Source organism: Streptosporangium sp. NPDC000509 (assembly GCF_042898365.1).
Lineage (GTDB): Bacteria > Actinomycetota > Actinomycetes > Streptosporangiales > Streptosporangiaceae > Streptosporangium.
Genome location: NZ_JBIAYX010000013.1, coordinates 146,574 through 173,325, shown reverse-complemented (window position 1 = coordinate 173,325; position 26,752 = coordinate 146,574). Strand labels below are relative to the sequence as shown.

The 26,752-nt window shown below is 70.1% G+C and carries 29 protein-coding genes; 14 read left to right on the top strand and 15 right to left on the bottom strand.

The features are described from left to right. Positions 1 to 236: 236 nt before the first annotated feature. The gene (locus ACFY3D_RS24290; protein ID WP_389982889.1) at positions 237 to 1,190 is read left to right on the top strand and encodes an ion transporter; all 954 of its coding nucleotides are present in this window, start codon (positions 237 to 239) and stop codon (positions 1,188 to 1,190) included. Positions 1,191 to 1,198: 8 nt separating this feature from the next. Here the strand turns inward: ACFY3D_RS24290 and rpsD are convergent, their stop codons facing one another. Continuing rightward, positions 1,199 to 1,813 carry a 30S ribosomal protein S4 gene (gene rpsD / locus ACFY3D_RS24285; RefSeq protein WP_389982886.1) on the bottom strand — a complete coding sequence of 205 codons (615 nt, stop codon included), beginning with the start codon at positions 1,811 to 1,813 and terminating at the stop codon, positions 1,199 to 1,201. Between the two features lie 88 nt (positions 1,814 to 1,901). Between rpsD and ACFY3D_RS24280 the strand changes: the two genes are divergently transcribed. Next, positions 1,902 to 2,630, top strand: a complete 729-nt coding sequence (locus tag ACFY3D_RS24280) for a DUF2470 domain-containing protein (protein WP_389982883.1) — start codon at positions 1,902 to 1,904, stop codon at positions 2,628 to 2,630. Between the two features lie 221 nt (positions 2,631 to 2,851). Here the strand turns inward: ACFY3D_RS24280 and ACFY3D_RS24275 are convergent, their stop codons facing one another. Continuing rightward, positions 2,852 to 3,430: an ATP-dependent Clp protease proteolytic subunit gene (locus tag ACFY3D_RS24275; protein WP_350949211.1), complete on the bottom strand. Its 579-nt coding sequence runs from the start codon at positions 3,428 to 3,430 to the stop codon at positions 2,852 to 2,854. A 430-nt stretch (positions 3,431 to 3,860) separates the two neighbouring features. On the opposite strand from ACFY3D_RS24275, the gene ACFY3D_RS24270 reads away from it, so the two are divergent. Beyond that, the gene (locus ACFY3D_RS24270) at positions 3,861 to 4,055 is read left to right on the top strand and encodes a CsbD family protein (RefSeq protein ID WP_362505991.1); all 195 of its coding nucleotides are present in this window, start codon (positions 3,861 to 3,863) and stop codon (positions 4,053 to 4,055) included. 168 nt (positions 4,056 to 4,223) lie between these two features. Here the strand turns inward: ACFY3D_RS24270 and ACFY3D_RS24265 are convergent, their stop codons facing one another. Further along, positions 4,224 to 4,613 (bottom strand): hypothetical protein, encoded by a 390-nt coding sequence (locus tag ACFY3D_RS24265; RefSeq protein WP_389982880.1) that lies wholly within the window; start codon positions 4,611 to 4,613, stop codon positions 4,224 to 4,226. A gap of 96 nt (positions 4,614 to 4,709) precedes the next feature. On the opposite strand from ACFY3D_RS24265, the gene ACFY3D_RS24260 reads away from it, so the two are divergent. Genes ACFY3D_RS24260 through ACFY3D_RS24250 form a run of 3 tightly spaced genes read left to right on the top strand, consistent with a single transcriptional unit; the run spans position 4,710 to position 5,795 of the window. Beyond that, positions 4,710 to 5,075: a hypothetical protein gene (locus ACFY3D_RS24260; RefSeq protein ID WP_389982877.1), complete on the top strand. Its 366-nt coding sequence runs from the start codon at positions 4,710 to 4,712 to the stop codon at positions 5,073 to 5,075. A 4-nt stretch (positions 5,076 to 5,079) separates the two neighbouring features. Then, positions 5,080 to 5,469, top strand: coding sequence for a hypothetical protein (locus ACFY3D_RS24255; RefSeq protein WP_389982874.1), 390 nt, complete (start codon positions 5,080 to 5,082; stop codon positions 5,467 to 5,469). A gap of 59 nt (positions 5,470 to 5,528) precedes the next feature. Next, a complete protein-coding gene (locus ACFY3D_RS24250) occupies positions 5,529 to 5,795 on the top strand; it encodes a hypothetical protein (protein ID WP_389982871.1) in 267 nt (88 codons plus the stop codon). A 133-nt stretch (positions 5,796 to 5,928) separates the two neighbouring features. On the opposite strand, the gene ACFY3D_RS24245 is transcribed toward ACFY3D_RS24250, so the two are convergent. The 11 genes from ACFY3D_RS24245 to ACFY3D_RS24195 form a co-directional block, all read right to left on the bottom strand. Continuing rightward, positions 5,929 to 6,177, bottom strand: a complete 249-nt coding sequence (locus ACFY3D_RS24245) for a hypothetical protein (RefSeq protein ID WP_389982868.1) — start codon at positions 6,175 to 6,177, stop codon at positions 5,929 to 5,931. A 331-nt stretch (positions 6,178 to 6,508) separates the two neighbouring features. Continuing rightward, positions 6,509 to 6,967 (bottom strand): transposase, encoded by a 459-nt coding sequence (locus ACFY3D_RS24240; RefSeq protein ID WP_389982865.1) that lies wholly within the window; start codon positions 6,965 to 6,967, stop codon positions 6,509 to 6,511. 201 nt (positions 6,968 to 7,168) lie between these two features. Further along, entirely contained in the window at positions 7,169 to 8,062 is an 894-nt protein-coding gene (locus tag ACFY3D_RS24235) for an aldehyde dehydrogenase family protein (RefSeq protein WP_389982862.1), read from the bottom strand. Next, on the bottom strand, positions 8,055 to 9,494 hold the full coding sequence (locus tag ACFY3D_RS24230) for an aldehyde dehydrogenase family protein (protein ID WP_389982859.1): 1,440 nt from the start codon (positions 9,492 to 9,494) through the stop codon (positions 8,055 to 8,057). The genes ACFY3D_RS24235 and ACFY3D_RS24230 overlap by 8 nt, the downstream gene beginning before the upstream one ends. A gap of 15 nt (positions 9,495 to 9,509) precedes the next feature. Continuing rightward, positions 9,510 to 10,430: a deoxyribose-phosphate aldolase gene (gene deoC / locus ACFY3D_RS24225; protein ID WP_389982856.1), complete on the bottom strand. Its 921-nt coding sequence runs from the start codon at positions 10,428 to 10,430 to the stop codon at positions 9,510 to 9,512. Further along, positions 10,423 to 11,427: an ABC transporter permease gene (locus tag ACFY3D_RS24220; protein ID WP_350949222.1), complete on the bottom strand. Its 1,005-nt coding sequence runs from the start codon at positions 11,425 to 11,427 to the stop codon at positions 10,423 to 10,425. The genes deoC and ACFY3D_RS24220 overlap by 8 nt, the downstream gene beginning before the upstream one ends. Beyond that, positions 11,424 to 12,926, bottom strand: coding sequence for a sugar ABC transporter ATP-binding protein (locus tag ACFY3D_RS24215; protein ID WP_389982851.1), 1,503 nt, complete (start codon positions 12,924 to 12,926; stop codon positions 11,424 to 11,426). The genes ACFY3D_RS24220 and ACFY3D_RS24215 overlap by 4 nt, the downstream gene beginning before the upstream one ends. Further along, positions 12,923 to 13,891 (bottom strand): sugar-binding domain-containing protein, encoded by a 969-nt coding sequence (locus tag ACFY3D_RS24210; protein WP_350949224.1) that lies wholly within the window; start codon positions 13,889 to 13,891, stop codon positions 12,923 to 12,925. The genes ACFY3D_RS24215 and ACFY3D_RS24210 overlap by 4 nt, the downstream gene beginning before the upstream one ends. After that, a complete protein-coding gene (locus ACFY3D_RS24205) occupies positions 13,888 to 15,405 on the bottom strand; it encodes a ribulokinase (RefSeq protein WP_389982848.1) in 1,518 nt (505 codons plus the stop codon). Before ACFY3D_RS24205 ends, ACFY3D_RS24210 begins: the two co-directional genes overlap by 4 nt. A gap of 2 nt (positions 15,406 to 15,407) precedes the next feature. Then, positions 15,408 to 16,460: a galactitol-1-phosphate 5-dehydrogenase gene (locus ACFY3D_RS24200; protein WP_362896907.1), complete on the bottom strand. Its 1,053-nt coding sequence runs from the start codon at positions 16,458 to 16,460 to the stop codon at positions 15,408 to 15,410. 159 nt (positions 16,461 to 16,619) lie between these two features. Beyond that, the gene (locus tag ACFY3D_RS24195) at positions 16,620 to 17,612 is read right to left on the bottom strand and encodes a substrate-binding domain-containing protein (RefSeq protein WP_350949227.1); all 993 of its coding nucleotides are present in this window, start codon (positions 17,610 to 17,612) and stop codon (positions 16,620 to 16,622) included. A gap of 235 nt (positions 17,613 to 17,847) precedes the next feature. Here ACFY3D_RS24195 and ACFY3D_RS24190 point away from each other — a divergent pair, with 235 nt between their 5' ends. From ACFY3D_RS24190 to ACFY3D_RS24155, 8 genes are all read left to right on the top strand, one after another. Next, positions 17,848 to 19,026, top strand: a complete 1,179-nt coding sequence (locus ACFY3D_RS24190; protein WP_389983131.1) for an AI-2E family transporter — start codon at positions 17,848 to 17,850, stop codon at positions 19,024 to 19,026. A 239-nt stretch (positions 19,027 to 19,265) separates the two neighbouring features. Continuing rightward, positions 19,266 to 20,525, top strand: coding sequence for a glutamate-cysteine ligase family protein (locus tag ACFY3D_RS24185; protein WP_389982845.1), 1,260 nt, complete (start codon positions 19,266 to 19,268; stop codon positions 20,523 to 20,525). Next, positions 20,522 to 21,991, top strand: a complete 1,470-nt coding sequence (gene egtB, locus ACFY3D_RS24180) for an ergothioneine biosynthesis protein EgtB (protein ID WP_389982842.1) — start codon at positions 20,522 to 20,524, stop codon at positions 21,989 to 21,991. The genes ACFY3D_RS24185 and egtB overlap by 4 nt, the downstream gene beginning before the upstream one ends. Next, positions 21,992 to 22,705, top strand: coding sequence for an ergothioneine biosynthesis protein EgtC (egtC, locus tag ACFY3D_RS24175; RefSeq protein WP_362896910.1), 714 nt, complete (start codon positions 21,992 to 21,994; stop codon positions 22,703 to 22,705). 87 nt (positions 22,706 to 22,792) lie between these two features. After that, entirely contained in the window at positions 22,793 to 23,773 is a 981-nt protein-coding gene (gene egtD, locus ACFY3D_RS24170) for an L-histidine N(alpha)-methyltransferase (protein WP_389982839.1), read from the top strand. 266 nt (positions 23,774 to 24,039) lie between these two features. Then, positions 24,040 to 24,276, top strand: coding sequence for a DUF2945 domain-containing protein (locus ACFY3D_RS24165; protein WP_389982836.1), 237 nt, complete (start codon positions 24,040 to 24,042; stop codon positions 24,274 to 24,276). Beyond that, the gene (locus ACFY3D_RS24160; protein WP_389982833.1) at positions 24,269 to 24,598 is read left to right on the top strand and encodes a DUF3140 domain-containing protein; all 330 of its coding nucleotides are present in this window, start codon (positions 24,269 to 24,271) and stop codon (positions 24,596 to 24,598) included. Before ACFY3D_RS24165 ends, ACFY3D_RS24160 begins: the two co-directional genes overlap by 8 nt. A 563-nt stretch (positions 24,599 to 25,161) precedes the next feature. Then, positions 25,162 to 25,437, top strand: a complete 276-nt coding sequence (locus tag ACFY3D_RS24155; protein WP_389983128.1) for a CPCC family cysteine-rich protein — start codon at positions 25,162 to 25,164, stop codon at positions 25,435 to 25,437. Positions 25,438 to 25,622: 185 nt separating this feature from the next. On the opposite strand, the gene ACFY3D_RS24150 is transcribed toward ACFY3D_RS24155, so the two are convergent. Beyond that, positions 25,623 to 26,360 (bottom strand): HAD family hydrolase, encoded by a 738-nt coding sequence (locus tag ACFY3D_RS24150; protein ID WP_389982830.1) that lies wholly within the window; start codon positions 26,358 to 26,360, stop codon positions 25,623 to 25,625. Positions 26,361 to 26,752 lie beyond the last annotated feature (392 nt).

The window sequence follows — 26,752 nt, the reverse complement described above, 5'->3', positions numbered from 1 at the left end:
ACACCTCGCTCGCGCGGGGCCCAGGTGGGCCCCGCCCCTGCGTCTCCGCCCGCCGGGCGAGGCACAGGAACAGAACCGGAAAACGGTTCGGCACACTCTCCTTTGCACGGAACGTTCCCGTACCACAAAGATCAAATATTTGGGACATCTCGCCCCCACAAAAGGCGGATTTCGGTCTTCATCGATCCGTTATGATCTTTGCTTGTCCTTGACCTTTTTGACTCCCGGGAGTCCCCGTGCCACCGCGCGAGCGTCTCCGCCGCCTGCTCGAAACACAGCGTTTCCAGCAGTTCATCATCGCCGTCATCGTGATCAACGCGGTCACGCTCGGATTGGAGACCTCGACGACGAGCACCGCGCCGTACGGCGCGGTGCTCGTCGTCGTCGACCACCTCGCCCTCTACATCTTCGTCGCCGAACTCGCCGCGAAGCTCTACGCCTACGGCTGGCGGTTCTTCCGTAACCCGTGGAACCTCTTCGACACCGCGATCGTGGTGGTCTCGCTGCTCCCCACGGTGGGCGGGCTCTCGGTGCTGCGCGCTTTGCGCATCCTGCGGGCGCTACGACTCATCTCCGTGCTGCCCAGCCTGCGCCGGGTGGTGACCGCGCTGCTCACGGCGCTACCGGGGATGAGCTCGATCGTGCTGCTGCTGGCGCTGGTGCTCTATGTCGCGGCGGTGATGAGCACGAAGCTCTACCACGCCACCGCCCCCGAGTACTTCGGCGACCTGCCCACCTCGCTGTTCACCCTGTTCCAGATGATGACCGGGGACGCCTGGTCCGACATCACCCGAGAGGTGATGGACGAGCACCCGTCCGCGTGGTTGTTCTTCGTGGTGTTCATGCTGGTGTGCACCTTCGTGGTGCTGAACCTGTTCATCGCGGTGGTGGTCAGCGCGATGGAGGAGGAGCACGCCGAGGAATCCGTACAGGCGACCGAGGAACTGGGCAGGACCGTACTCGCCGAACTGGCCTCGCTCCGGGCCGAAGTGCGGGAGTTGCGAGACCGGGTTCCGGCGCCGATGAACGGCACGGCGAGGGCGAAGGGCACGGCGAACGGCGGCTCGGGCTCCGCGGGGAAGAACGGCACGAACTCCGGGGGAAGGAACGGCTCGGGTTCGAAGGGCGCGACGAACGGCGGCGCGAGAAAGCCCGCCACCCGGGGGGCGGCGGGCCGGCGGCGCGGATAGGCGCCGGGTCAGCGCGAGTAGAACTCCACCACGAGCTGCTCGTCCACCGGGACCACGATCTGCTCGCGCAGCGGGCGGCTGAAAAGGGTGAACCGGAGCTCGGCGTGGTCGACGTCGAGGTAGGCGGCCGTCCGGTCGTCCGCGTACACGCCCTCGGACGCCGCGACGAAGGGCTGCATCCGGCGTGATCTCTCGCGCACCGCGACGACCTGGCCCGGCTTGACGAGGTAGCTGGGAATGTCGACCTTGCGGCCGTCCACGGTGATGTGGCCGTGTGCGACGTACTGGCGGGCCGCGTAGATGGACGGAGCGAGCCCTGAGCGCAGGACGAGGGAGGCGAGGCGCGTCTCCAGCAGCACCACCAGCTCCGCACCCGCCCGCCCGGTGCCGCGCAGCGCCATGTCCCAGTAGCGGCGCATCTGCCGTTCGGAGACGTCGTAGTACCAGCGGAGCTTCTGCTTCTCCATCAACCGCAGCCCGTAGTCACCGGTCTGCCGCCGGTTGGTCTTGCGACCGTGCTCACCCGGCGGGTAGGGGCGCTCCTCGAAGTATCGGACGGCCTTACGGGTCAGCGGCACGCCGGCCCTCCGGGAAAGACGCACCTTCGGCCCGGTGTAGCGCATGCTCACTCCTCTATGGTTAGGTTTACCTTAGTTAGGCAAGGCTAATCTTACACACAGCAGTGTCCCCGACCTCAAGGAGAGCCGGTTCATGCAGCCCGTCACCGCTCCGCCGATCCCCGAGCGGGTCCGCACCCTCGCAGCCACCGCCGCTCCCACCCACGTCTCCGTCTCCGGAACCAACGCTCCCGCGACACCCGCCAGGGGCGGCGTGGACGGCGCCGGACGACCCGTGCTGCTCGTCCTGCCCGGCGATCCGCTCCATGACGTGCGAGACGAGCCCGTGGTGACCGTGGATCTGACGTCGACCCGCTCACTGGGAGGGCACGAGCTCTCGCGGGGCCTGCTCAAGGTGCAGGGCTGGGCGCAGGCGGTGCCCGAGGCCGAGGTGAGGGAGACGGCGGTGGCGATCGCCGAACGCTGCCCGGACGAGGCCCTGTTCGAGACGCTGGAGGGGATGGACGGCCCCCGGCTGATCCGCGTCGACGTCGGCAGGGTGATCTATCTCACCGGGCCGGAGTCGGGCCTGCTGGACGCGGAGGAGTATCTGGGCGCCGCCCCCGACCCTCTGATGGACGACGCCGAGCGCATGCTCCACCACATCAACGGCTCCCACCGCCGGCAGTTGGAGGCCGCGCTCGTCTCCCTGCTCGCCGCACCGGTGCCGGAGGCCTGGCTCTGGGAGCTCGACCGCTTCGGGGCGACCGTCCGCTCCGGCGTCGACAGCGACCCGACGCTGATCCGGCTTCCATGGCCCTCGCCCATCGGCGACGCGGAGTCCCTCGAACACGCCGTACGCTGCCTGCTCTGCCGGCACTGACGCGGAAAGCCCGGCCGGCGGCCCCTCGACGACCAAAAGGGCGACGATTCATCGCACGGCACCGTTTTATCGCATGGCGCCATTTCCGGGCGGGGCCGGAAATGGCGCCAGACCGTTCCATGTGAAACACGCCGAATGGCTGCAGGAAACCACTCCGAGAGCGCGATCACTCCCGGAGTGAAATATTCCCCCGAAAGGGGGTCGTCCTCGGGAGCGGAATGTCAGCCCTCGGACACCACCTCACTGGTGTTTCTGATCACCTGGTCGACGAAGCCGTAGTCTCTGGCCTCGGTGGCGGTGAACCAGCGGTCGCGATCCCAGTCCTCCTCGATCCGCTCCAGCGGCTGGCCGGTGTGGAAGGCGATCCGCTCGCGCATCATCTGCTTGGTGTAGAGCATCTGCTCGGCCTGGATGGCGATGTCGGCGGCTGTGCCCCCGAGGCCTCCCGAGGGCTGATGCATGATCACCCTGGCGTGCGGCAGGACGTAGCGCTTGCCGGGAGCGCCCGAGCAGAGCAGGAACTGCCCCATGGACCCCGCGATGCCCATGCCCACGGTGGCGACGTCGTTGGGGATGTACTGCATCACGTCGTAGATGGCCATTCCGGCCGACACCGAGCCGCCGGGTGAATTGATGTAGAGCCAGATGTCGCGACGGTCGTCGTCGGCGGAGAGCAGGAGCAGCTCCCCGCAGATCCGGTTGGCGACCTCGTCGTTCACCTCACTGCCGAGCACGACGATCCGCTTGCGCAGCAGCCTCTGATACAGCTGGTCTTCGGGGACGATCTGGGGACCGCTCATGTCTTCCACCTACTCCGAACCCGAGGTTTGCCAATAAACGAATACCCGCGACCATAGTCCAGCGGGGAGCCGCGTTTTCCGTTCGTTCGCTGTCAGCGCTTTTCGCTGACAGCGCAGCATCCCTCATTTCGTTTTTCCTCCGGGCACGGTCGTCGCCCGGCCGGAACGGCTGTTCCCCCTGGCCACGAGCGTTTCCCGGCCGGGGTCCGTCCCGCCTCCGGAGGGGGGACGGACCCCGGCCGGATGAGTGCCCTCGGGCGGCCCCGGGGCGGGGCGTGATCACGCTCCACTCCTCGCGAGCGCCCCCAGGGGAGCGACGCCGGATCGGCCAGGCGACGACCACTCCCGGAGCAGGCATGTTTACCCCCTCCTCTGGAGGAGAGGGGACCTGTCGAAGTGGACAAAACTCCACAACGGGAGGGATAACACCATGGGTCACGACGACAAGATCGCCAACAAGACCGAAGAGCTCGGGGGCAAGGTCAAGGAAGGCGCGGGACGTGCCACCGGTAACGAGCGGCTTGAGGCCGAAGGCAAGGCCGACCAGACCGAGAGCAACCTCAAGCAGGCCGGGGAGAAGGTCAAGGACAGCGCGAAGAAGGTCAAGGACGCCTTCAAGAGCTGACTCGCGACTCATATGGCGGTGGGGGCCCGGTTTTCCGGGCCCCCACCGCCATGTCGGGAGGAGTCCTTGCCGCGGGCCCGGTCCACCCTCGTCGGGCGGGGCCGTCCGCCCTCCTCGGGCCGGGGACCATAGGGCGCCAGGTCAACGCCAGGTCAAAGAGGGCGACTCTCAGGAGGCCGGGCCGACCTCCGGTTCCGGCGCCCCGTCACCGGACGTGTCCTCTCCCTCGTCGCCCGCGATCTCGCCGTCGGCCTCGTTCTCGGTTTCGGCCTCGGCCTTGGCCTCGCTCACACCCTCTGGTCTTTCCTCCTCAGGAGTGCGGCGCGCGTCGTCGGGATCCGCCAGAAGTGGTCGCTCGGGGAAGGTCGTGTCCGCCCCCGACCGCTCCGCCACGACCCTGCTCTCGCCGTCGATGCCCCGCGGACCCGCGGGCGGCGGATCCTGCGCGGGGGCGTCACTTTCGGCACCGGCGCTCTCGGCACCGGTGCTCTCGGTGCCGCCCGTCCCGGCACCTTCGCGCTCGGCCGTGTCTTCGCTCGTCTCAGGAGTGTCCGTCATGCCGACCCCCTCCCCTGACAAAGTCCAAATATGTCGCCGGGCAGGCATGGGACCGGTCAGCCGGGTAGGGAAACCCTCGACGAAGGGAGCCAGATCATGACGGTCACCCGGTTTCAGGATCTGCCACTGGCCGAGCACGACAGGGCCTGGGACGGCGAAGCGGCCGAGAAGCGCGTCCGATCATGGTCGGACGCCGAGGAGGAGCCCAATGCCCGATATCGAGAGGCCCACCTCTGGTACGACGGCGACGAGCCGGACAACTTCGGGAGTTACAAACTTCCCATCGCCGACGTGATCGACGGCAGGCTCAAGGTGGTGCCGCACGCCGTACGAGCCGCGGGAGGGGTCCTGCAGGGAGCCAGGGGCGGGGTCAAGGTGCCCGAGGAGGACCTCGACCGGATCAAGGCCCACCTGGCCAGGTACTACGCCAAGATGGGCGAGAGCGCCCCCTGGGAGTCCTGAGGGGATGACGCGTTTCGCGTTCGAATTCGACCCGGCGTGGCGGATACCGCTGCTGATGGTCGGGGTGAGCCCCGGGAGGGCCTTCGCCGAGGTCCGCGAGGGCGATCTCTCGGTTCGCTTCGGCCTCTGGTCGCTGCGCACGCCCCTGTCCAACGTCGCGGGCACCACCGTGACCGGCCCGTACGCTCCGTGGAAGGCCATCGGACCGCACCTGTCGTTCGCCGACCACGGGGTGACGTTCGGCACCAGCACCGGGCGAGGCGTGTGCGTCCGGTTCCACGTCCCGGTGCCCGCCCTGGTACCCGGCCACCTCCTCACCCACCCGGCCGCAACTCTCACGGTCTCCGATCCCGAAGGACTGGTGAGAGCCCTCGGGCAGTCGCACGAGACGTGAGCCGGACACATGACAGAGGGGCATCCGGGTAAAAGGGCGTTCCAACCAAGGAGGGAAACATGACGGCCGAAGGAGAGATGCCGGAGGAGACTTCGGCGAGCGGGAAGCCCATGGTCGCGGCCACCCCGCGCGACGTCGTCCACATTCGCCTGGGCTCGTTCGCCCTGATAGCGGCGATCGGCCTCGGGGTGCTCGGTTTCGTGGCCGGGATCACCTGGCTCACCGTCGTGATGGCCGTGCTGGCCGTGATCGCGATCGTGGACATCGCCCTGGCGATGCACCGGCAGTCGCGTTCCGCTCCGGGTACGACGACGGAAGCGGGCTGAGCCGCCGCGTTCGGCGGTCGTCAACGGGCCACGACGGCGCCACGGGCGCCGTGACGGCGAACGGTGCCGGGCGTGGTGACCACGCCCGGCACCGTCGCGCCTCGCCCATTACCGTTTTCTACTTTTTCCTGGTTTACCAGTAGGTGTAGACAACGGGACGGTAATAGGGCTGGAAGCCGAAGGGCGTATAAGTGTTGTAGAAATTGAATGGCGAATACCTGGTGTAGTAGGCGTAGGGACCGAAGGGGTCGTGGTTGCTTCCGGCGACCACCGAGACCTGCTGTGGTGCCACGCTTGCCCCGGCGGGCTGAGCCGACACCGTCATGCCGGCGATCAGGGTGGAGGCCACCAAGGTGCCGACGGCGAGAGCCTGCTTGAACATGAAAGATCACTCCGTGTCTGATGGTTGAACCCGGCATGCCGCCAGGACTTACAGGGCGCCGATCAGATTTCCAGGAAATATGACGAATCGACGCCATGTAAGACGCTAGTTCAGAGCCATAACGACCTTCGCCCCAGAAAGGACAAAGCCTTGGTCCGGGATCATTTCCCGGCAGGAAAGGTGGAGGTTACATCCGAGCGGCTTCTCCGCTCCGCCAAGGGAGCGGCTTCTCACCGAGCCGCGCGCACGGCATGGAGTGCGCATCCATGTCGATCTTGATGTGCTTCGACCCCGCCGAGCCGCCCACGCGGCACGGAGATCACCAGCCCGCTCACGCCGGGGATCCGCCACCCGTCCGCGCGGGCCCGCGCATCGGCAACCCGAACCGGCCGGTCCATCCCAGCCGGTCCAGCAGATAGGCCACCCCGCGCACGGTGTAGGAGACCTGGAACCTCTCCGCGATCACCACGGCGACACGCGCGGTGGTCCAGTGGCCGTCGTCCCAGCCGTGGGCGGCAGCCCCCTCCTCCAGGGTCGCCTCCAGCCGGGCCAGCTGCTCGTCGGTGAGCTTTCTGCCGCCGGCGGCGCCCCTGGAGACCAGTGCCGCCCTGCCTCCCCGTCTCCAGAGCGCGTACCACTCGTAGGCGGACTTGCGGGTGACTCCCAGCAGCCGGGCCACCCGCGCGGGCGTGATCTCCCCGGCGAACATGTCGGCGGCCCGGAACCGCAGCCTCTCGCGCCTGGCCCGCTCCTGTGCCGACAGCCCACCGCCCCTGTCTGAATATCTCATACTTTAAGGCTCTCACCTGGGCAAATGGGGCCTAACAGGCACCCACCCCCGTGTCACCCCCGCGTTTCCCTGCCGGGCCGGTGAGAGGCGCCCCCTGCCCCGGAGCGTCGGGGGACGCGAGGGCGACGCTCCTCAGCAGAACGCCGTTCCCGCGCGACCCCCGGCGCGTGGGCGGGAACGGAGACCGCGCCCGCCCCGGTGTCAGACGCCCACCGGGTGCCAGACCGTCTTGATCTCCATGAAGGACCTGATCCGGGAGATGCCGGGATCGGCGGCGGTCCAGTCGTCGTGAAGGCCCGGCCGCAGGACCCGCTTGAGGGTGGTCGCCGCGCTCTCCTCCAGCTCGGAGGCGAGGTCGCCCGCCCCGGTCAGGTCGAGGGCGTTCACGTCGGCGTGCCCGGCGAGTGGCGGGGCGAGCTCACCCAGGCGTCCGGTCAGGATGTTCACGACCCCCGCCGGCAGGTCCGAGGTTGCCAGCGCCTCGGCGAGCGTGACGGCGGGGAGCGGGGCACGCTCGCTCGCCACCAGCACCGCCGTGTTGCCCGAGGTGATCACCGGCGCCAGCACCGAGACCAGTCCGAGCAGCGGGGAGCCGGCCGGGGCGATGACGCCCACGACCCCGGTCGGCTCGGGCTCTGAGTGGTTGAAGAACGGACCCGACACCTGGTTCGCCCCGCCGAGCACCTGGCCGATCTTGTCGGCCCAGCCCGCGTAGTAGACCCAGCGGTCGATGGCGGCCGAGACCAGCCTCTCGGCCCCCGCCCTGCTCACCCCCTCGGCCGCGGCGGTCTCCTCGGCGAACTGGGCCCGGCGCCCCTCCATCATCTCGGCCACCCGGTACAGGATCTGGCCCCGGTTGTAGGCGGTACGGCCGGACCAGCCGGGAAACGCCTTGCGCGCCGCCACCACGGCGTCGCGCGCGTCCTTGCGGGACGCCTGGGCCGCGTTGGCGAGATGGACCCCGCGGGAAGATGTCACCGGATAGGACCTGCCTGACTCCGAGCGCGGGAACGCCCCGCCGAGATACAGCTTGTACGTCCTGCGCACGGCGACGCGGGCCGGCGCGGGGAACGGGGGGTCGGTTCTGTCAGCCAAGGTATGCCTCCAGCCCGTGCCGGCCGCCCTCGCGGCCGTAACCGGACTCCTTGTATCCGCCGAACGGGCTGGCGGGATCGAACATGTTGAAGGTGTTGGACCACACGACGCCGGCGCGCAGCCGGCTCGCGGTCCACAGCATCCGGGAGCCCTTCTCCGTCCACACCCCGGCGGACAGGCCGTACGGCGTGTTGTTCGCCTTGGCGACGGCCTCCTCCGGTGTGCGGAAGGTGAGCACCGAGAGCACCGGACCGAAGATCTCCTCGCGGGCGACCCGGTGTGCCTGCGTGACGCCGGTGAACACGGTGGGCGGGAACCAGAAGCCGCGCTCGGGGATCGGGCATGCCGGTGACCAGCCGCTCACGCCCTCCGCCTCGCCGACGGCGACCAGTTCGCGGATCCTGGCGAGTTGCGCGGCCGAGTTGATCGCCCCGATGTCGGTGTTCTTGTCCAGCGGGTCGCCCAGCCGCAGCCGCTCGATCCTGGCGCGCAGCTTCGCCAGCAGCTCCTCGGCGATCGACTCCTGCACCAGCAGCCGCGATCCCGCGCAGCACACGTGCCCCTGGTTGAAGAAGATCCCCGAGACGATCCCCTCCACGGCCTGGTCGATCGCCGCGTCGTCGTACACGATGTTGGCGCCCTTGCCGCCCAGTTCGAGGGAGAGCCGCCTGCCCGTGCCCGCCACGGCGCGGGCGATCTCCCTGCCCACCTCGGTCGAGCCGGTGAAGGCCACCTTGTCGGCGTCCGGGTGGGCGACCACGGCCCGGCCGGTGTCGCCGGCGCCGGTCACGATGTTCACCACGCCCGGCGGCAGTCCCGCCTCCTGGCAGATCTCGGCGAACGCCAGCGCGGTCAGCGGAGTGGTCTCCGCGGGTTTGAGCACCACCGTGTTCCCGGTGGCCAGCGCGGGCGCGACCTTCCAGGCGAGCATCAGCAGCGGGAAGTTCCACGGGATGACCTGGGCGGCCACGCCCAGCGGGCGCGGCGAGGGGCCGAGCCCGGCGTGGGCCAGCTTGTCCGCCCATCCCGCGTGGTAGAAGAAGTGCGCCGCGACCAGGGGCAGGTCGACGTCCCTGGTCTCCTTGATCGGCTTGCCGTTGTCCAGCGACTCGAGCACGGCCAGCTCGCGTGCGCGCTCCTGGATGATGCGCGCGATCCTGAACAGGTACTTGCCGCGCTCCGCTCCCGGCAGCGGCGACCAGACCCGCTCGAAGGCCCGCCGGGCCGCGGTGAAGGCGCGGTCGACGTCGGCCTCGGAGGCGACGGCCACCTCGGACAGCGGCTCCTCGTCGGCCGGGTTGATCGTGACGATCCGCTCGTCGCTCTTGGCCTCGACGAACTCGCCGTCGATGAACAGGTCGTAGGACGGCCGGATCGACACGGTCGACCGTGACTCCGGCGCGGGCGCGTACTCGAAGATCTCCTCCGTCATGTGATCGGAGTCCCCCTAGTCGATCGTGTAGTAGTCGGGCCCGGCGTAGTGTCCGGTGTTCAGCTTGGTGCGCTGCATGAGCAGATCGTTCAGCAGGGTCGAGGCGCCGAGCCTGAACCACGCCGGATCCAGCCAGCCCTCCCCCGCCACCTCCTTGACCAGCACCAGGTAGCGCATCGCGTCCTTGGTGGTGCGGATGCCGCCCGCGGGTTTCACCCCCACCCGCCGTCCGGTGGCGGCCAGGTAGTCCCGCACCGCCTCCAGCATGACCAGGGTGACCGGCAGCGTGGCGGCGGGCGTGACCTTTCCGGTGGAGGTCTTGATGAAGTCCGCCCCGGCGTGCATGGCGAGCCAGGAGGCCCGCCGCACGTTGTCGTACGAGACCAGTTCCCCGGTCTCCAGGATGACCTTCAGGTGCGTCTCGCCGCAGGCTTCCTTCACCGCCGCGATCTCGTCGAAGACCTTGCGGTAGTCGCCCGAGAGGAACGCCCCCCGGTCGATGACCATGTCGATCTCGGTGGCGCCGGCGGCCACCGCCACACGTGTGTCGGCCAGCTTCACCTCCGGCGACGTGCGGCCCGCGGGGAAGCCCGTGGCGACCGAGGCGAGTCCCACCCCGCTGCCGGACAGCGCCTGGGCGGCCACCGGCACCATGTCCGGGTAGACGCAGAGCGCCGCGACCGGCGGCGTGGTGGGGTCGGCGGGGTCGGGACGCATCGCCTTGCTCGCCAGCGCGCGTACCTTGCCCGGGGTGTCCGCCCCCTCGAGCGTGGTCAGGTCGACCATCCGGATGGCCAGGTCGATCGCCCGGCGCTTGGCCGTGGTCTTGATCGACCGGGTCGCCAGGTCCGCGGCCCGCCGGTGCACGCCGACCTCGTCGACCCCCGGCAGTCCGTGCAGATAGGCCCGCAACGAGCCAGGGACGGTGTCAGGCACGAGCGCCCCGCCTTTCGATGAGCATGTTGAGGATGAGGGCGACCAGCAGGATCAGGCCGGTCACCACCATCTGGAAGAAGGAGCCCAGGCCGAGCAGGTTGCACAGGTTGCGCAGCACCGACAGCAGCAGCACCGCCACGAACGTGCCGAACACCCCGCCCCGGCCGCCGAACAGGTTGGTGCCGCCGAGCACGACGGCCGCGATCGCGTCCAGCTCCAGCCCGCTGAAGGCGGTGGGCTGGCCCACGGTCAGCCGGGAGGTGAGCAGCACCCCCGCGAGCGCGGCGAGCGCGCCGGACACCGCGAACACGGCGGTGATCACCCCGCGCACCGGCAGGCCGGACAGCCGCGCGGCCTCCTTGTTGCTGCCGACCGCGTAGACGTACTCGCCGAAGGTCGTGCCCCGCAGCACCAGGGCGGCGAGGATCGTGATCACGACGAACACGATCCCGATGATCGGCACGTAGCCGATGAACCCGCCGCCGAGGAGCTGGAACGCCTCCGAGCCGCCGCCGCCCGCCGGTTTGCCGTCGGTGAGCAGGTAGGTGAGCCCGCGAATGGCCGTCAGCCCGGCCAGTGTGGTCATGAACGAGGGCAGCGACAGGTAGGCCGACAGCCCGCCCATGAGCGCGCCGAACAGCGCGCCCACCGCGACGCTGAGCAGGATCGCCGGTACGAAGTGCACGTCCGACCCCATGAGCAGGGCGACCGTCATCCCGCCGAAGGCGGCCACGCTGCCGACCGACAGGTCGATCCCCGCGGTCAGCACCACCATCGTCATGCCGATGGCGACGATCCCGGTGAGCGACGACTGCTGCAGCAGGTTGGCGATGTTGCGGCCGGTGAGGAACTGCGGGGCCAGCAGCGTCGCGACGACGCACAAGGCGATGAAGACGAGCAGCAGGTTGGATTTGACGATCAGGTCGGTGCCGCGGCGCGACCTGGAGCCGCCGGGGTCCTTGGTCGCCGGGGTGGCGGATCCGATCGATGTGGTCATGGAGTCGCTCCTGTGATGACGGTGTGCGCGATGACGTTCTCCGGGCTGACACTCGGGTCGAAACACGCGACGTTGCGGCCCTCGTACAGGACCTGGATGCGGTCGGCGTTGGCGGTGAGCTCGGTGAGCTCGCTGCTCGCGAGCAGTACCGCCACCCCCTGGTCGGCCAGGTGGCGCACCTGCCGGTAGAGGTCCGCCTTGGCCCCGACGTCGAGGCCGCGGGTGGGCTCGTCCAGCAGCAGGACCCTGATCCCGCCCCGGGTGATCCACTTGGCCAGCACGACCTTCTGCTGGTTGCCGCCCGACAGCTCTCCCACGAGCTGGTCGGGTCCGGCGGACTTGATGCCCAGGTCGGTCAGCGCCGGCCGGGTGAGCCGCCGTCCGAGGCGGCCGGGCAGCAGCCACGGGGGCCGGCCGATCGCCGCGATCGCCGCGTTGCGGCCCACGGACAGGCCGAGCATCAGCCCCTGCTCCTTGCGGCTCTCCGGCACCAGCGCGAGCCCGGCGCGTACCGCGGCCGACGGGCTGCCCACGCGCATCGGGCGCCCGTCCAGCTTCGCGGTGACCTGTGCCCTCAGGTCGCCGAAGAGCGCGCGCAGCAGGGTCGTCCGGCCCGCGCCGCCGAGTCCGGCGAGCCCGACGATCTCGCCCGGCCGCACCTCCAGGTCGCGTACGTCGATCAGGCCAGGCAGGTGGACCCGCTCGACGCTCAGCAGCGGCTCACCCTCGGGCGCGGGGTGGTCGGTGGGGCGTATGAGTTCCCTCGCCTCACCGATCATCGCGGCGACGATCTCGCCGGGGCCGGTCGAGGCCAGGTCGTAGACGCCGACCGTACGGCCGTCGCGCAGCACCGTGGCGCGGTCGCCGATCTCCATCACCTCGTCCATCCGGTGCGAGATGAAGATCACCGAGCGTCCCTCGGCGGTGAGCGACCTGATGACGTCGAAGACGGCGAGCAGCTCGCTCTCGCCGAGGGTGGCGGAGGGCTCGTCCATCACGATCACTCGCGCGTCGGCGGTGAGCGCCTTGGCGATCGCGGTGAGCTGCTGCGCCGCGATGGGCAGCTCCCTGACGGGCGTGGTCACCGAAAAGCGCGCGCCGACCCGGTCCAGCGCCTCGCGGGCCAGCCGCGCCCGCTGGGACCTGCGCACGAACGGGCCGAACCTCGGCGCCCTGCCCAGCAGCAGGTTCTGCGCGACGGTGAGATCGGGCAGCAGGTCCAGCTCCTGGTAGATCACGGCGATGCCCGCGGCGAGACCGGCGTGCGGGGTGGCGGCCCTGAAGGGTTCCCCGTCCAGCAGGATCGTGCCCTCGTCCGGCTGGTAGGAGCCGGAAAGGATCTTCATGAGCGTGCTCTTGCCGGCGCCGTTCTCCCCCAGCAGGCAGTGCACCTCGCCGGGGCGTACGGTCAGCTCCACGCCGTCCAGTGCGACGGTGCCGGGGAAGCGTTTGACGATCCCGGCCATCCGCAGCCTCGGGTGCTCGGCGGTGTCCGTCATGGCTCCTCCCTCGTCGCGGTGTCCAGCAGGTAGGTCGCGCTCTGGTCGTCGGTGATCAGCACGTCGCAGAGGCGGCTCACCACGACCGCCCGGCACACCGCGTGTTTCGCCGCGCCGCTGACGAGCGCGACGGAGGTGGTGGCCGAGCGCAGGGCGTCCAGCGAGAGGCCGAGCGTGCGCCCGTCCAGGCCCGGATCGACGATCCGGCCGCGCTCGTCGACGAAACGGCCGAGCACGTCGCCGACCGCGCCGGCCCGCGCCAACCGGGTGACGTCGTCGGCGTCGATCTGGCCGGAGTCCACCAGCACCGAGTCGCTGCCCATGCCTCCCGGGCTGAACAGGAACAGGTCGGCGCGGCCGGCGAGGGCGAGCACGTCGGAGACGGCCCGGTCGCTCTCCAGCACCGCCCGGGTGCTCTCCTGCTCCAGGATCGCCGGGGCGGGCAGCAGCGTCGCGGTGCCGCCGCCGTGGTGCGCGATCAGGTTCGCCATGCTGTGCGCGGTGGTCGGCTGCCGTGATCGGCTGTGCGCGCCGTTCACCTGCACCACGTTGACGCCCGTGGCCCACCCGGGGGTGAGCCCGCCGGCCAGCCGGTCGAGCGTGCGTCCCCAGGAGACGCCGATCAGCTGGGGCGCGGGACGCATCGCCATCAGGTGGTCGGCCCCCGCGGCGGCCACCCGGTCACGCAGGTACTCCGGGTCGTTCCTGGCGTTCCCCGCCACCACGATCGCCTCGCGCAGGCCGAACCGCTCCCTGAGCGAGCGCTCCAGGGCGTGCACCCTCGACCTGGGGTGCAGCACCTCGATCCGCACGATCCCGGCCTGGCGTGCCTCGGCGAGCATCCGGCCCACCTTCCAGCGGGTGAGATGCATGCGGTGGGCGATCTGCTCCTGGGTCTCCCCGCTCTCGTAGTAGCGGACGGCGACCTGGTAGAGCTGGTCGTGATAGTCCACGGGAATGCTCATGTCAGCCCGTCCCCTCGTCGCGGTGCGCTCAGCCGGTGCGCGATCGCCGTGGTGGCGGCGGTCGCCGCGAGATAGTCGTCGTAGCCCTGCCGGTACGGGTTCCGGTGCTCGGCCACCGGCTCGACCACGCGAATCCTCGGCTCGTAGTGTGCCGCGGCCTCGGCCAGCGAGGCGTACCGTCCCGCCCCCACCGAGGCGATCACCGAGCAGGCGCGCAGCGTGAGGTTGTCCCCGGTGGCCAGGCTGATCGGCCGGCCGAGCACGTCGGCGGTCGTCTGGAGCCACAGCTCGTTGTGCCGGATGCCGCCGGAGACGAAGATCTCCTCCACGCCGATCCCACCCGCGACGAAGGAGTCGATGACCTGGCGGGTGCCGTACGCGACCCCTTCCACGGCCGCCCGGTAGACCTGTTCGGGGGTGCTGGCGAGGGTCAGCCCGAGCACCGCGCCGCGCAGCCGCGGATCGCGCAGCGGCGTGCGGTTTCCCATGAAGTAGTCCAGGACGATCAGCCCGTGCTCGACCGGCGGCAGCGCCGCCGCGGCCTCGATGAGCCCGCCGATCTCCGATCTCGGCCGTCCGATGAGCCGCTCGCCCGCCCAGGCCAGCACCGAGCCCGCGCTCACCTGACCGCCCTCCACCAGCCAGTGCCCCTCGCGCAACGCGTCCGGGTACGGGCCCCACACGGTGGAGGGGAAGACCGGTTCCGCGATCTCGGTGACGAACGCGTTGGACGTGCCGCACACGATCGACACCCGCCCCTCGCGGGCGCCCCCGACGGCCAGCAGGGACAGGTGCGCGTCGATCCCGCCGGAGGCGACGACGGCGGGGCCGGTGATCCCGAGCTGTTCGCGGGCGTCGGGGCCGAGGGGCCCCACCGGGTCACCGACCGGCACGATCTCGTCCGGCAGCTTGTCGCCGAGATCGCCGATGCCGAGCTTCTCGTACAGGTCGTGCGGGAACCCCGCCCCGCGCGGATCGTAGTTGCTCTTGCAGACCGCGTTCATCTGCGATCCGGCCCACCGTCCGGTGAGCCGCCACACGATGTAGTCCACGGCCTCGACGACGCGTGCGGCGGCGCGGTAGACCTCGGGCTCGTGACGGGCCAGCCACATGGCCTTGGGCACCAGCCACTCCACCGCGTCGCAGTCGCCCGAGTAGCGCAGGGCCGGGTGGTCGATCCGCGCGGTCAGCGCCGACTCCTCGCTCGCCCTGCCGTCCATCCACAGCAGGGCCGGGCGCAGGGGGCGCCCGTGGCGGTCGAGCACGGCGACCGTCGAGGCGGTGGTCGCCACCGCGACACCGGCGATCTCCGGGTTGCCCGCCTCGGCGAGCGCCGCCCGCGCGGCGTGGACGCTCGCCCGCCACCAGTGGTCCGGGTCCTGCTCGGCCCAGCCCGGCCTGGGGAAGGTGGTCGGGTAGGACTCGTCGCCCGCCCCGAGCCGCGCGCCGTCGGCGTCGTAGACCGCCGCGCGGGCGCCTTCGGTTCCCAGGTCGAGGGCGAGGAAAGCGCTCACGGTCACCCCTCGTTCGGCATGAACAGGACCTTGGAGCTGAAAATGGAGCGTTCGCCGAGGCTGACCATGGTCTCGGGGAGCGCGTCCAGCCCCAGCTCATGCGTGATCATGAACTTCCAGGCGAGGTCGCCCGAGGCGAGCGTGCTGGCCGCCACCCGCCACTCCTCTCCGGGGAACGGCGCGGAGAAGGAGTTCCACGCGCCGTGCAGGGTGACCTCGCGGCGCAGGAAGGAGCTGAAGGTGGACTTGGGCAGCACCACGGGGTCGTGCGGGATGCCGATGAACACCGCCTCCCCGTGCCGTCCGGCCAGGCCCACGGCCTGGTCGACGGTGGCGGGCACACCCGCGGACTCGATGACCACGTCGTAGCCCTCTCCGGCCACCTCGGCGGCGGCCTCGGCGCTGACCGCGGTGTGCGTGGCCCCGGCCTCCGTCGCCATGGCCGCCTTCCGCTCGTCCAGTTCGATCACGAGCACCTCGGCGGCCCCGGCGATACGCGCCCACTGCACAGCGAACAGCCCGATGGGGCCGGCGCCCACCACCGCCACCCGGTAGCCTCCGCGCATCTTCGTGCGCCACAGGGCGTGCAGCGCGATCGCCGCCGGGTCGAGCATCGCCGCGGCCCTGGGGTCGAGGCCGTCGGGGAGCACCATCAGGTTCTCGGCCGGTACGGAGACGTACTGCGCGTACGCTCCGTCCCTGCGGCTGCCGAAGTAGCCGTAGTTCTTGCACAGGCCGAACCGGCCCTGGCTGCAGGGTCCGCAGGCGTGGCAGGGAATGAGCGGCGGCACGGTGACCAGGTCGCCCTCCCGCACCCGGCCGGTGGCCGACAGCCGATCGCCCATCCGCACCACGTGCCCGGAGAACTCGTGGCCGCAGATGATCGGGAAACGGTAGGCCCCGGCACGCAGCATGCGCGGGATGTCCGAGCCGCACACTCCGCACGCCGCGACGCGGACGAGCGCCTCGTCGGGGCCCGGTGTGGGCACGGGTACCTGCTCGACCCGGATGTCCCCGGGGGCGTGAAGCACTGCGGCCTGCATGGTTTCCGGCATTTCTTCTTTCTTCCTCGTCTTCTGCTTCTCGCGTGTCGGTCGTCGCGGGTCGTGTCCTCCAGGGGTCCTCCTGGGGTCTTTCACGACCCGGACCACCGGCCTTCGCCGCGGATGCCCGCGTGCCCGCCCCTGCGGGCCGGTTCTTCGGGGAACGGTCGCCTACGGGAGGGTCTGGGCGAACTCGGTCTCTCCGACGTACTTCGCGGCGTTCTCACCGTCGATCAGCGCGGTGCCCGCGTCGACCGAGGGCTCGACCTGCTCGCCCTTCTGGACCTTGAGCACCGTCTCGACGGCCGTCGCGCCGAGGGAGATGGGGTCGTTGAGCGCGGTGGCCACGTACCGGTCGCCGTCGGCGATCTGCTTGACCGCCTCCATGAGCCCGTCCACTCCGGCGACCAGGACCTTGTCCTTGCCGTTCTCGGTGAGGACCTGCAGCGCGCCGAGCGCCATGTCGTCGTTGTGGGCGTAGACCGCGGCGACGTCCGGATGGACCTGGAGCAGGTCCTGCATCGCGGTGACGGCCTTGGCGCGGACGTAGTCGGAGTACGGCCCCTCGACGATCTTGATCTTGGGGTTCGCCTCGACGGCCTCGTGGAAGCCCGCGCTGCGGTCGCGCGCCACGGCTCCACCGGCGTCCCCGCGGATCTCGATGACGGTGCCGCCCTCGGCTCCGAGCTTCTCGCTGAGCCGCTTGCCGACGAGTTCGCCCATCGCCTTGTTGTCCCGCCCGACGTGCGCGACCGCGCCCTCGGCCACCGGCCGGTCCACGGTCACCACGGAGACCCCGGCCGCCTTGGCCGCGGCGAGGCTGGGCTGCACGCCCTGCGGATCCACCGGGTTGATGAGCAGGATGTCGACCTGCCGGGTGATGAGGTCCTGGATGTCGTTGTTCTGCTTGGTGACGTCCCCGTCCGCGTCGGCGAAGTGGAGCGTGGCGCCGGCCTTCTTCGCGGCGGCCTCGGCCCCCTCGCGCAGTTGCACGTAGAAGGGGGACTGCTGGGTCGCCTGGCTGAAGCCGATGGTGATCGCGCCGTCCGCCTTCTGGTCGGCGCCGGCGGTGGATCCGCCGGGGGTGGACGACACCGAGCAGGCGGACATCGCCGTGAGGGCGAGGAGGAGCGCGGGCATGGTGAGCAGCCGCAATCTACGCATATGGGACCTCCGGGGTGTGATTTAGATAACGCACGCTAAATCGGACGTTAACCTCACGGCAACACATGAGCCAAAATTTGCTCATATGAGCACGCTACCCCGTCTCCCCACCACCGGCTCCCGAACATACCCGCTCTACCTGCGGAAACGTGCCGATCCACCCATCAGGGGCGGTCCGGTCCGAGCCTCGCGTTGACGTGGGCCCGACCATGTCTAGGGTGAACACGTGCCCGCCATGCTGAACGCCACCAAGACCCGCACCGCGCTGCGCACCTCGGCGCGCATCTCCCTGGAGATGCTGCTCGTCGTGCTCATGACCGCGGTCAGCCTGTGGATCCTGGGCCAGATGTGGTCCATCCTCTGGCCGCTCGTGATCGCCCTGCTCCTCACCACGCTCACCTGGCCCGTGACCCGCCTGCTGCGCCGGCACGGCTGGCACCCCACCCTCGCCGCCACGACCGTCACCGTGCTCTTCCTCCTGCTCGCCGCCGGCACCGTGGTGCTGATCGCCGTCCCCGTGGCCTCGCAGTCCGGCGAGCTGGCCACCGGTGTGAGCAACGGCATCCAGCAGCTGCGCAGGTGGGCCGCCGGTCCGCCGCTGAACATCGGCGCCGACCAGGTGAGCACCGCGCTCGACACCGCGGCCTCCCGCATCCAGGACAGCGTCGGCAGCATCGTCACCGCCACCCTCAGCGGGGTCGGCACGGTGGTGAACGGCCTGGTCAACACCGTCCTCGCGCTCTTCCTGATGTTCTTCTTCCTCAAGGACGGCCCGCGCTTCCTGCCCTGGCTCACCCGCCAGCTCCCCGGCCGCCTCGCCACGGACGTCCCGGCCGTGGCCACCCGCAGCTGGGACACCCTCGGCTCGTTCGTCCGCTCCCAGGCCTTCGTCGGCCTGCTCGACGCCGTCTTCATCGGCCTGGGCCTGTGGATCGTGGGCGTACCCCTCGTCCTCCCCCTCGCCGTCCTCACCTTCGTCTCGGCGTTCATCCCCATCGTCGGCGCCCTGTTCGCCGGCTTCGTCGCGGTCCTCATCGCGCTGGTGTCCAACGGCCTCACCGACGCGCTGATCGTGCTCGCCATCATCGTCGCGGTGCAGCAGCTTGAGGGGAACGTGTTCCAGCCCATGGTGCAGAGCCGCGGCCTCGGCCTGCACGCCGCGGTGATCCTGCTGGCGGTGACACTGGGCGGCAACCTCGCGGGCATCGTGGGCAGCCTGCTCGCCGTACCGGTCGCCGCCCTGATCGCCGTGGTGTGGAACTACATCCGCGAACAGCTCAGCGACCCACCCCGGGAACCCGACACCGGCGGGCCGGACACGAGCGGGCCCGGCACGGACGGGCCGGAGGCCGAGAAGCCGAAGACCGAGAAGCCGGGCACCGATGCGACCGTCCCCGCACAGAACCCCGGCTGACACCGTCAAATACCACGTAACTCACCAAAAGGTGTCGAACTAGGCCAGAACGGGAATTTCCCCTCCAGAGCCACCATTTCCCGGCGCCCTCCACCAGGAGGGCGCCGCGACGATCGAAAGGCCGGACGAGACGCCGCGACCTCGCGCGCCTCGACGCCCTCCACTCCCCCTGACGCCTGAGCCTTCGCGGCTCTATAAATCCATACCTAAATGGACATATAAGGCGAAAGGGGATGAGGATGACCGGTCTGGCGACCGAGAACACACTTATCCGGAACGCCACGGATGTGGAGACCTTCGCACGACGCTGCTTCCTCGGCTCCCCCGGCGACCGGGTGGGTGTCGAGCTGGAGTTCCTGGTCTTCGACCGTACGGATCCCGCCCGCCAGGTCCCGCTGGCGAGGATCACCGACGCCCTGCCCCCGCTCCCCGGAGGGAGCCTGGTGACCTACGAACCCGGGGGCCAGCTGGAGCTCTCGGGACCGCCCGGCTCGCTGCCGAAGGCGATCGCCCTGCTGAGCGCCGACGTGAACGCGGCGCGCCGGGCACTGCGGGACGCCGGCCTGGTGCTGGGCGGGCTGGGTCTCGACCCGCTGCGACCGCCCAGGCGGCAGCTGCGCCTGCCCAGGTACGAGGTGATGGCGCGCTTCCTCGGCACCCCGTACGGGGCGCTGATGATGTGCTCGACGGCGTCGGTCCAGGTCAACCTGGACCTGGGCGACAGACCCGCGGCCCGCTGGGAACGCGCCCACCTGCTGGGTCCCGTCCTCGTGGCGGCCTTCGCCAACTCGCCACTCAGCGAGGGACGGCCGTGCGGATGGATGTCGGGACGCCAGGCGGTGTGGGAGCGGCTCGACCGCACGCGCACGGCCGCCGTCCCGGTGAGCCGCGACCCCGGCGCCGCGTGGACGGACTACCTGCTCGACGCCCGTCTCATGGCCGTACGCGACACCGACCGCGACACCGACGGAGACGGTGAGGACGCCGAGTCCTACCGTCCGGTCCTCGACGGCTCGACCTTCCGCGACCGGCTCGCCTCGCCGGAACACCCGCCGACCCTGGCGGACCTGAGCTACCACGCCACGACGCTCTTCCCGCCCGTACGGCCGCGCGGCTGGCTGGAGATCCGCTACCTCGACGCCCAGCACCCGGCGATCTGGCCGGTGTGCGCGGCGGTCACCCACGCCCTGGTGACGGACGACCGCGCCGCCGACGCGGCGCTGGCCGCTGCCGGGCCGTGCGCGGGGATGTGGGCGTCGGCGGCGCGCCACGGCCTGGCCGAGCCCCGGCTGCGCAGAGCCGCCGACATCTGTTTCCGCGCCGCCCTCGGCGCGCTGCCCCGGCTGGGGGCGGCCCCGGCCCTGGTCTGCGAGGTGGCCGCCTTCGCCGACCGCCACGTGACACCCGGCCGGTCCCCGGCCGCCGACCTGCTCGATCTGGTGAGGGAATCGGCGGAACGCCTGCCCGACTGGCTGGCCGAGGAAGGACGGAGCCGATGAGCGACTTCAAGGAACGGATCGCCGCCGAACTGACCGCCGCGCGGAACCGCTCCACGACCTACACCGACGCCGAGGACGACCTGCTGGTCAGGCAGCACTCGCCGCTGATGTCACCCCTGGTGTGGGATCTGGCCCACGTGGGCAACTACGAGGAGCTGTGGGTGCTGCGGGAGGTCGGCGGGATCACCCCGCTCCGCCCGGAGATCGACGACCTGTACGACGCGTTCAAGCACCCGCGCGCCGACCGCCCGTCCCTGCCCATCCTCGGGCCGGCCGAGGCGCGCCGCTACATCGAGGGGGTGCGCGGCCGGGTGCTGGACGTCCTGGACACGGTCGACCCGTACGACCCCGACCCGCTGCGCAGGAACGGCTTCGTCTTCGGCCTGGTGATCCAGCACGAGCACCAGCACGACGAGACGATGCTCGCCACCCTGCAGTTGTCGGGGCGGCCGGGACTGGTCCGCGACGGCGACCTGCCTCCCGCGGGAGCGCCCGGCTCCGAGGAGGTGTTCGTCCCGGCGGGGCCTTTCATGATGGGCACCGACACCCAGCCGTGGGCCTACGACAACGAGCGCCCCGCCCACCGGCTCGACCTGCCCGGCTACTGGATCGACAGGCTGCCCGTCGGCAACCGCGCCTACGCGGACTTCGTCGAGGACGGCGGCTACGACGACCCCCGCTGGTGGTCCCCGGACGGCCTGCGCTGGCTACGGCGCAACCACGCCTTCGCCCCGCTGTTCTGGACCAGGGACGGCGACACCTGGTGGCGTAGCCGTTTCGGCAGGACCGAGCCCGTGCCCATGGACGAACCCGTGCAGCATGTGTGCTGGTACGAGGCCGACGCCTACGCCCGGTGGGCGGGAAAGCGACTGCCCACCGAGGCCGAGTGGGAGAAGGCCTGCGGCTGGGACGCCGAGGCCGGTCGGGCTCGGACGTACCCGTGGGGCGACGACGACCCCGGCCCCGGCGTGGCGAACCTCGGGCACCGGGCGGCACGGCCCGCCCCGCTCGGCGCCTTCCCGCTGGGAGCGAGTCCCTGCGGCGCCGAACAGATGATCGGGGACGTGTGGGAGTGGACCGGTTCGTGGTTCCTGCCCCACCCGGGCTTCCGGAGCTTCCCCTACCGCGAGTACAGCGAGGTGTTCTTCGGCGCCCGCTACCGGGTGCTGCGCGGCGGGTCCTGGGCCTCCGACCCGGCCGTGGTCCGCACCACGTTCAGGAACTGGGACCGCCCGGCCCGCAGGCAGATCTTCGCCGGCTTCCGGTGCGCCCGCTCGGCCTCCCCCGAGCACTCCCCGCGGCATCCCCCCGGCCACTCCGCCAGGCGCTCCGCGCGGCGTCTCCCGGGAGGTTCCCCGGGAGACTCCCCGAAAGGTCCGCCCGGAAGTTCGCCGGGACGCCACCGGGAGCGCCCGGCGGAGCGCCTCGCGGAACGTTTTACCGGGCGCCCCGCGGAGCGCGGTTAGATGTGCCGCCACGCGTCCTGGCTGGGCGCTCCACGCACCCTCGCCTCGCTGATCCACGAGCCGGTCAACGGTCTGCTCCGGCAGTCCTACGCCCCGCGCCTGCAGCGCCACGGCAGGCTCAACGCCGACGGCTTCGGCATGGGCTGGTACGACGCCCTCGCGGAGCCGGTCCGCTACCGCCGGACGATCCCCGCCTGGGCCGACGCCAACCTGGCGGGCCTGGCTCGAACGGCCCGCTCCGGCTGCCTGCTGGCCTGCGTACGGTCGGCCAGTGCCGGGATGCCGATCGAGGAGAGCGCGACCGCGCCCTTCGCCGACGGGCCGTGGCTGCTCAGCCACAACGGCCGCGTCTCGCGAGAGACGGTGAGGGAGCTCGCCGACGACGCGGAGAGTTCCTGCGACTCCGCGTGGCTCGCCGCCGCCGTGTTCGCCAGGCGGCGGGTGGGCGACCCGCTCGGCGAGGCCCTGGCGGAGGTCGTCACCCGCGCCGGGCTGAAGGATTCCCGCGCCCGCCTGAACCTCCTCGCCTGCGACGGCGCGTCGATCGCCGCGACCGCCTGGGGCGACACGCTCTTCCTCCGCCTCGACGGCCACCCGCGCGACGGCGTGCTCGTCGCGAGCGAGCCGCTGGACGACCGGCCCGGCTGGCAGGCCGTACCGGATCACACCCTGGTCCTCGCCTCACCCGACGGGGTGAGCGTCCAGCCCCTGTGACCGGGCGGGGCGAGACCACGAGCAAGCACAGCACCCGGCCACGGACCGGCGAGCGGGATCGTGGCCCCCACACATCCAGGAGGCCCAGTGACCGTCAGTGAGCCGACCATCCGCCTGGTCAACCATCTCGGCCGCGACCATCTCCGGCAGGCACTCGAACACGACGTCCGCGCCGGGCTGACGTCGACGCCCAAGTGGCTGCCGCCCAAGTGGTTCTACGACGAGGCGGGCAGCGAGCTGTTCTCCCGCATCACCCGGCTGCCCGAGTACTATCCCACCCGTCGCGAACTGGCCATCCTGCGCAGGGAGGCCCTCGACATCGCCGTACGCGGCGGCGCGGACACCCTGGTCGAACTCGGTTCGGGGACGAGCGAGAAGACCGTCCTGCTGCTGGACGCCCTCTCCGCGGCCGGGACGCTGCGCGCCTACACGCCGGTGGACGTCGACGCGGCCACCCTGAGCGAGGCCGCGCACCGCCTCGCCTCCCGCTACCGCGGCCTCACCGTGCGCGCGGTCTGCGCCGACTTCGAGGCGCACCTCGCCCTGCTGCCCCGTACCGGACGGCGGATGGTGGCCTTCCTCGGCGGGACCGTCGGCAACCTGACCCCGGCGGCACGCGAGGTCTTCCTGAAGGAACTGCGCGCCACGCTCCGTCCCGGCGACACCTTCCTGCTCGGCGCGGACCTGGTCAAGGACGCCGACCGGCTGGTCGCGGCGTACGACGACGTGAGCGGGGTGACCGCCGCCTTCAACCGGAACGTCCTGCGCGTGATCGACAGGGAACTGGACGCCGACTTCGAGCCGGACGCCTTCGAGCACGTCGCGCTGTACGACGCGCGGCACGAGTGGGTCGAGATGCGGCTGCGCGCGAGCCGCGCCATGCGCGTGCGGATCGGCGACCTCGGCCTGCGGATCTCCTTCGCGGCCGGAGAGGAGATCCGGACCGAGATCAGCGCCAAGTTCCGCACCGAGGGACTGCGCAGGGAACTCCTCGCGGCCGGTTTCGGGATGATCCGCCAGTACATCGACCCCACCGGCGACTTCGTCCTCATCCTCGCCCACCCATGACCCGCACCCCTCAGGGCTCGACACCGTATTCCGGGCACCGCCGGTGAACTCGGCGGAGGTGTGGAACCGCTCGCAGCCGCCCCGGAGCCCGGCGCCGGCTCTCGCCGGGCACCGGGCCGGGGTGGCAATCGGCGGGTAACCACCTGCCAAACACCGGCCATCGACCACGGCGCCCCGTCGATCGTTGAGGGCGATCCGATCCAGCGAAGCGCCTGGGTTCGAGTCCGGCGCGATGGGTTTCGAAAGGGTACGGGTAAAGGTCGGCCATGACCGACAAGCGCAGGCAGGACGACCTCGACGTGGGTGACGAGGTCACGTGGGAGAGCCACGGCTCGTCGACCTCGGGCAGGGTCGAGAAGAAGATCACGGAGCGGACCGAGGAAGCGGGCCGTACCGTGGACGCCTCGGCCGACGATCCGCAGTATCTCGTACGCAGCGACAAGAGCGGCAAGACCGCCGTGCACAAGCCGTCGGCGCTGCGCAGGAAGGATCGCCATGACTGACGACGGCGAGCAGATCGCCGCGGACTTCGACCAGGCGGTCAACATGACGGCCGCGGAACTGGAACGCTGGCTGGACACCGAGGAGTCCAAGAGCGTCGGGGACAAGTCAGGTGGCGAGGAGTCGACAGGCCACCGGTCCGGCCGCCGGATCATCGAGATCCTGCGGAAGCGGAAGGACGACCTGGGAGAGGACGACTACGCCCACATGCGCAAGGTGATCGGCTATGTCCGCCGTCATCTGACGCAGCGGCCGTCCGGGGACGTGAAGGAGACCCGCTGGCGATACTCCCTCATGAACTGGGGGCACGACCCGCTCAAGTGAACGCGCGGCCCGCGCCGCCGGTCACGCGCGGACAGGCCGTCCGGACCTCGTCCCCGGCGAGCCGGAACCGGTCGAGGAACGTCGCGGTGTTCTCCGCTTCGCAGAGGGCGACCACCGCACGGCCTGTCTCATCACCTCGGCGATACTTCCGGTAAACGATCTAGACCATACGCAGACCGACTCCTTCACCTTGAATGACAATCTCATTACTCGTTGTAGCAATTGAGATAGTCGAGAGGATCTTCGTGAAGCGAATCGCCCTCGTCCCCGTCATCTCCGCCGCCCTGGTCGCGGTCATGAGCAGCACTGACGTGCTTCAGGTCATGGAGATTCTGCACAGTTAGCAGTGATGGAGCAGTCCTGCCGTAGCCGCGAGGAGTGCTGTACATCAGCCCCGTACAGCAACACCGCCTTACACGATCACATGCCACCGGCCCACATCTACCACTCGACCAGTGCGTGGGCCTGCCGACCCGGGACGTGCTGTTTACTCGTAATGAGATGATCAGCTACCGACACTTCGGGTCGGTCGACGAGGACGTTACCCTGGACAATTGGTCTTCATGAACGTCCACCGGTCAAAGGGCGACGAGCCTTATTCGTGTCCGTGCTGTGGGTTCCTCACGCTTGAGGAGCGGGGCATGCACGAGGTCTGCCCGGTGTGCTTTTGGGAGGATGACGGACAGGACGAGCATGACGCCGACGAGGTCCGTGGTGGTCCCAACTACGAGTTGAGCCTCATCCGGGGACGGCGTAACTTCGCCAGGTTCGGCGCAAGCAGTGAGCGGTGCATCGACAAGGTGCGTGACCCTCTCCCACACGAGCACCCAATCAAGTGATCTTGCTAACGCGGGTGCTAACAACAGATCTGGACAGCCCTGGACGACCGTGGACGGTCCTGGACGGTCGTGTTCCAACTCGTAATGAAGTGCTCCCGTCGCACTGAGGCGTTCGTTCGGCGGCCCCGTACAGGTGATCTCATACGGGTAGGCCGCTCCTCATGGTCACGTTGGAGGCGGTCACGCTACATGGGGGATGTGGTGCCCCCACTGATGGGGACCGTGGCGAGGGCGTCGACCAAGTGGGGTAGGGATGAGACGACGACCGAGCCGTTGATCTGGGTCATGTGCTTGCGGCTGTCACGCAGGCCGGCGATGCCGATCGCCTGGGTGCCGAGGTCCGCCGCGATCATCATCGCCTGAGTGGAGGCGCCGACCACGGTGCATTCGGCGGGTTTCACGGCCAGTGCCTTCCTCGCTCGGTGTACGAGGGCGTTTCCCGCCGGCCTACTCGAAGGACGGTGGTGCCGGTAGCCGATGATCGGTCCCACCAGTTGCCTCAGTTCGTGCCGGTCCAGGTAGGACTCGATAGTTGCGGAGTAGCGGCTGCCCACCACGGCGATGCTCCTACCGCTGGCCTGACAGGCCAGCAGAGCCTCGCGTACGCCGGGCGTGGGAACGGCCGTCGTGACTGCGGTCGTCTCGGCCGCGCGCAGGATGTCCTCCGCCTCGTCGCCGTGGGCGGCACTGACCTCGTGGGCGTAGGCCACCATCCACAACGGACTGGTCGCCATGAGGAAGGCGATGCTGTCCAGCAGCGGCGCACGATGTGGGGCAGGGAGACGTGCGCGGATGTCGTCGGTGATCGCCGACGTGTCCACACCGGCGAACAGGTTGCAGATGACGCTGTCGAAAACGAACACCATGGCACGGGTGCGTTCCAGCACTCGCGCGACATGGGGACGTACTCGCGTGCCAGGCAAGCGGGAACCTCCTGGCCATGATGCCGCAGCCGTCCTGCGGCGCCGCACGAACCGGGTCTTCTTCCTAATAGTGGAAGGTATCAACACAAAGCCGGATGCCTGCCATGCACGCCACGCTTCAGATGGTCGTTACCGCGGCTGTTTCCTGGAGGGAACGTGCCACGTGGTGATCACGATCGAGGTGACAGCAGCGCTGACAGCAACGTCCCCGCGCGCGGACTCACCTCGGCGACTGTCCAACACCCTCTGACCACGGTCTCTTCTACCCGGCCAGAGTGATTGGTCCGCCTGAGAAGCGGAAGGTCGTGGACAGGATTGCGGCGTCGCTTCTGGGAATGTCGTACGACGTCCAATCGCCTGCGATAGTATCTCGGCAGGTTCATTCGGTCACC

What these genes read in the sequence shown, in the direction of transcription:
- rpsD (WP_389982886.1), bottom strand. Translation starts at nt 1,813, where the DNA reads ATGCGCTACACCGGGCCGAAGGTGCGTCTTTCCCGGAGGGCCGGCGTG.
- ACFY3D_RS24280 (WP_389982883.1), top strand. Translation starts at nt 1,902, where the DNA reads ATGCAGCCCGTCACCGCTCCGCCGATCCCCGAGCGGGTCCGCACCCTC.
- ACFY3D_RS24275 (WP_350949211.1), bottom strand. Translation starts at nt 3,430, where the DNA reads ATGAGCGGTCCCCAGATCGTCCCCGAAGACCAGCTGTATCAGAGGCTG.
- ACFY3D_RS24270 (WP_362505991.1), top strand. Translation starts at nt 3,861, where the DNA reads ATGGGTCACGACGACAAGATCGCCAACAAGACCGAAGAGCTCGGGGGC.
- ACFY3D_RS24265 (WP_389982880.1), bottom strand. Translation starts at nt 4,613, where the DNA reads ATGACGGACACTCCTGAGACGAGCGAAGACACGGCCGAGCGCGAAGGT.
- ACFY3D_RS24260 (WP_389982877.1), top strand. Translation starts at nt 4,710, where the DNA reads ATGACGGTCACCCGGTTTCAGGATCTGCCACTGGCCGAGCACGACAGG.
- ACFY3D_RS24255 (WP_389982874.1), top strand. Translation starts at nt 5,080, where the DNA reads ATGACGCGTTTCGCGTTCGAATTCGACCCGGCGTGGCGGATACCGCTG.
- ACFY3D_RS24250 (WP_389982871.1), top strand. Translation starts at nt 5,529, where the DNA reads ATGACGGCCGAAGGAGAGATGCCGGAGGAGACTTCGGCGAGCGGGAAG.
- ACFY3D_RS24245 (WP_389982868.1), bottom strand. Translation starts at nt 6,177, where the DNA reads ATGTTCAAGCAGGCTCTCGCCGTCGGCACCTTGGTGGCCTCCACCCTG.
- ACFY3D_RS24240 (WP_389982865.1), bottom strand. Translation starts at nt 6,967, where the DNA reads ATGAGATATTCAGACAGGGGCGGTGGGCTGTCGGCACAGGAGCGGGCC.
- ACFY3D_RS24230 (WP_389982859.1), bottom strand. Translation starts at nt 9,494, where the DNA reads ATGACGGAGGAGATCTTCGAGTACGCGCCCGCGCCGGAGTCACGGTCG.
- ACFY3D_RS24220 (WP_350949222.1), bottom strand. Translation starts at nt 11,427, where the DNA reads ATGACCACATCGATCGGATCCGCCACCCCGGCGACCAAGGACCCCGGC.
- ACFY3D_RS24215 (WP_389982851.1), bottom strand. Translation starts at nt 12,926, where the DNA reads ATGACGGACACCGCCGAGCACCCGAGGCTGCGGATGGCCGGGATCGTC.
- ACFY3D_RS24210 (WP_350949224.1), bottom strand. Translation starts at nt 13,891, where the DNA reads ATGAGCATTCCCGTGGACTATCACGACCAGCTCTACCAGGTCGCCGTC.
- ACFY3D_RS24200 (WP_362896907.1), bottom strand. Translation starts at nt 16,460, where the DNA reads ATGCCGGAAACCATGCAGGCCGCAGTGCTTCACGCCCCCGGGGACATC.
- ACFY3D_RS24195 (WP_350949227.1), bottom strand. Translation starts at nt 17,612, where the DNA reads ATGCGTAGATTGCGGCTGCTCACCATGCCCGCGCTCCTCCTCGCCCTC.
- ACFY3D_RS24190 (WP_389983131.1), top strand. Translation starts at nt 17,848, where the DNA reads ATGCTGAACGCCACCAAGACCCGCACCGCGCTGCGCACCTCGGCGCGC.
- ACFY3D_RS24185 (WP_389982845.1), top strand. Translation starts at nt 19,266, where the DNA reads ATGACCGGTCTGGCGACCGAGAACACACTTATCCGGAACGCCACGGAT.
- egtB (WP_389982842.1), top strand. Translation starts at nt 20,522, where the DNA reads ATGAGCGACTTCAAGGAACGGATCGCCGCCGAACTGACCGCCGCGCGG.
- egtC (WP_362896910.1), top strand. Translation starts at nt 21,992, where the DNA reads ATGTGCCGCCACGCGTCCTGGCTGGGCGCTCCACGCACCCTCGCCTCG.
- ACFY3D_RS24165 (WP_389982836.1), top strand. Translation starts at nt 24,040, where the DNA reads ATGACCGACAAGCGCAGGCAGGACGACCTCGACGTGGGTGACGAGGTC.
- ACFY3D_RS24160 (WP_389982833.1), top strand. Translation starts at nt 24,269, where the DNA reads ATGACTGACGACGGCGAGCAGATCGCCGCGGACTTCGACCAGGCGGTC.
- ACFY3D_RS24155 (WP_389983128.1), top strand. Translation starts at nt 25,162, where the DNA reads ATGAACGTCCACCGGTCAAAGGGCGACGAGCCTTATTCGTGTCCGTGC.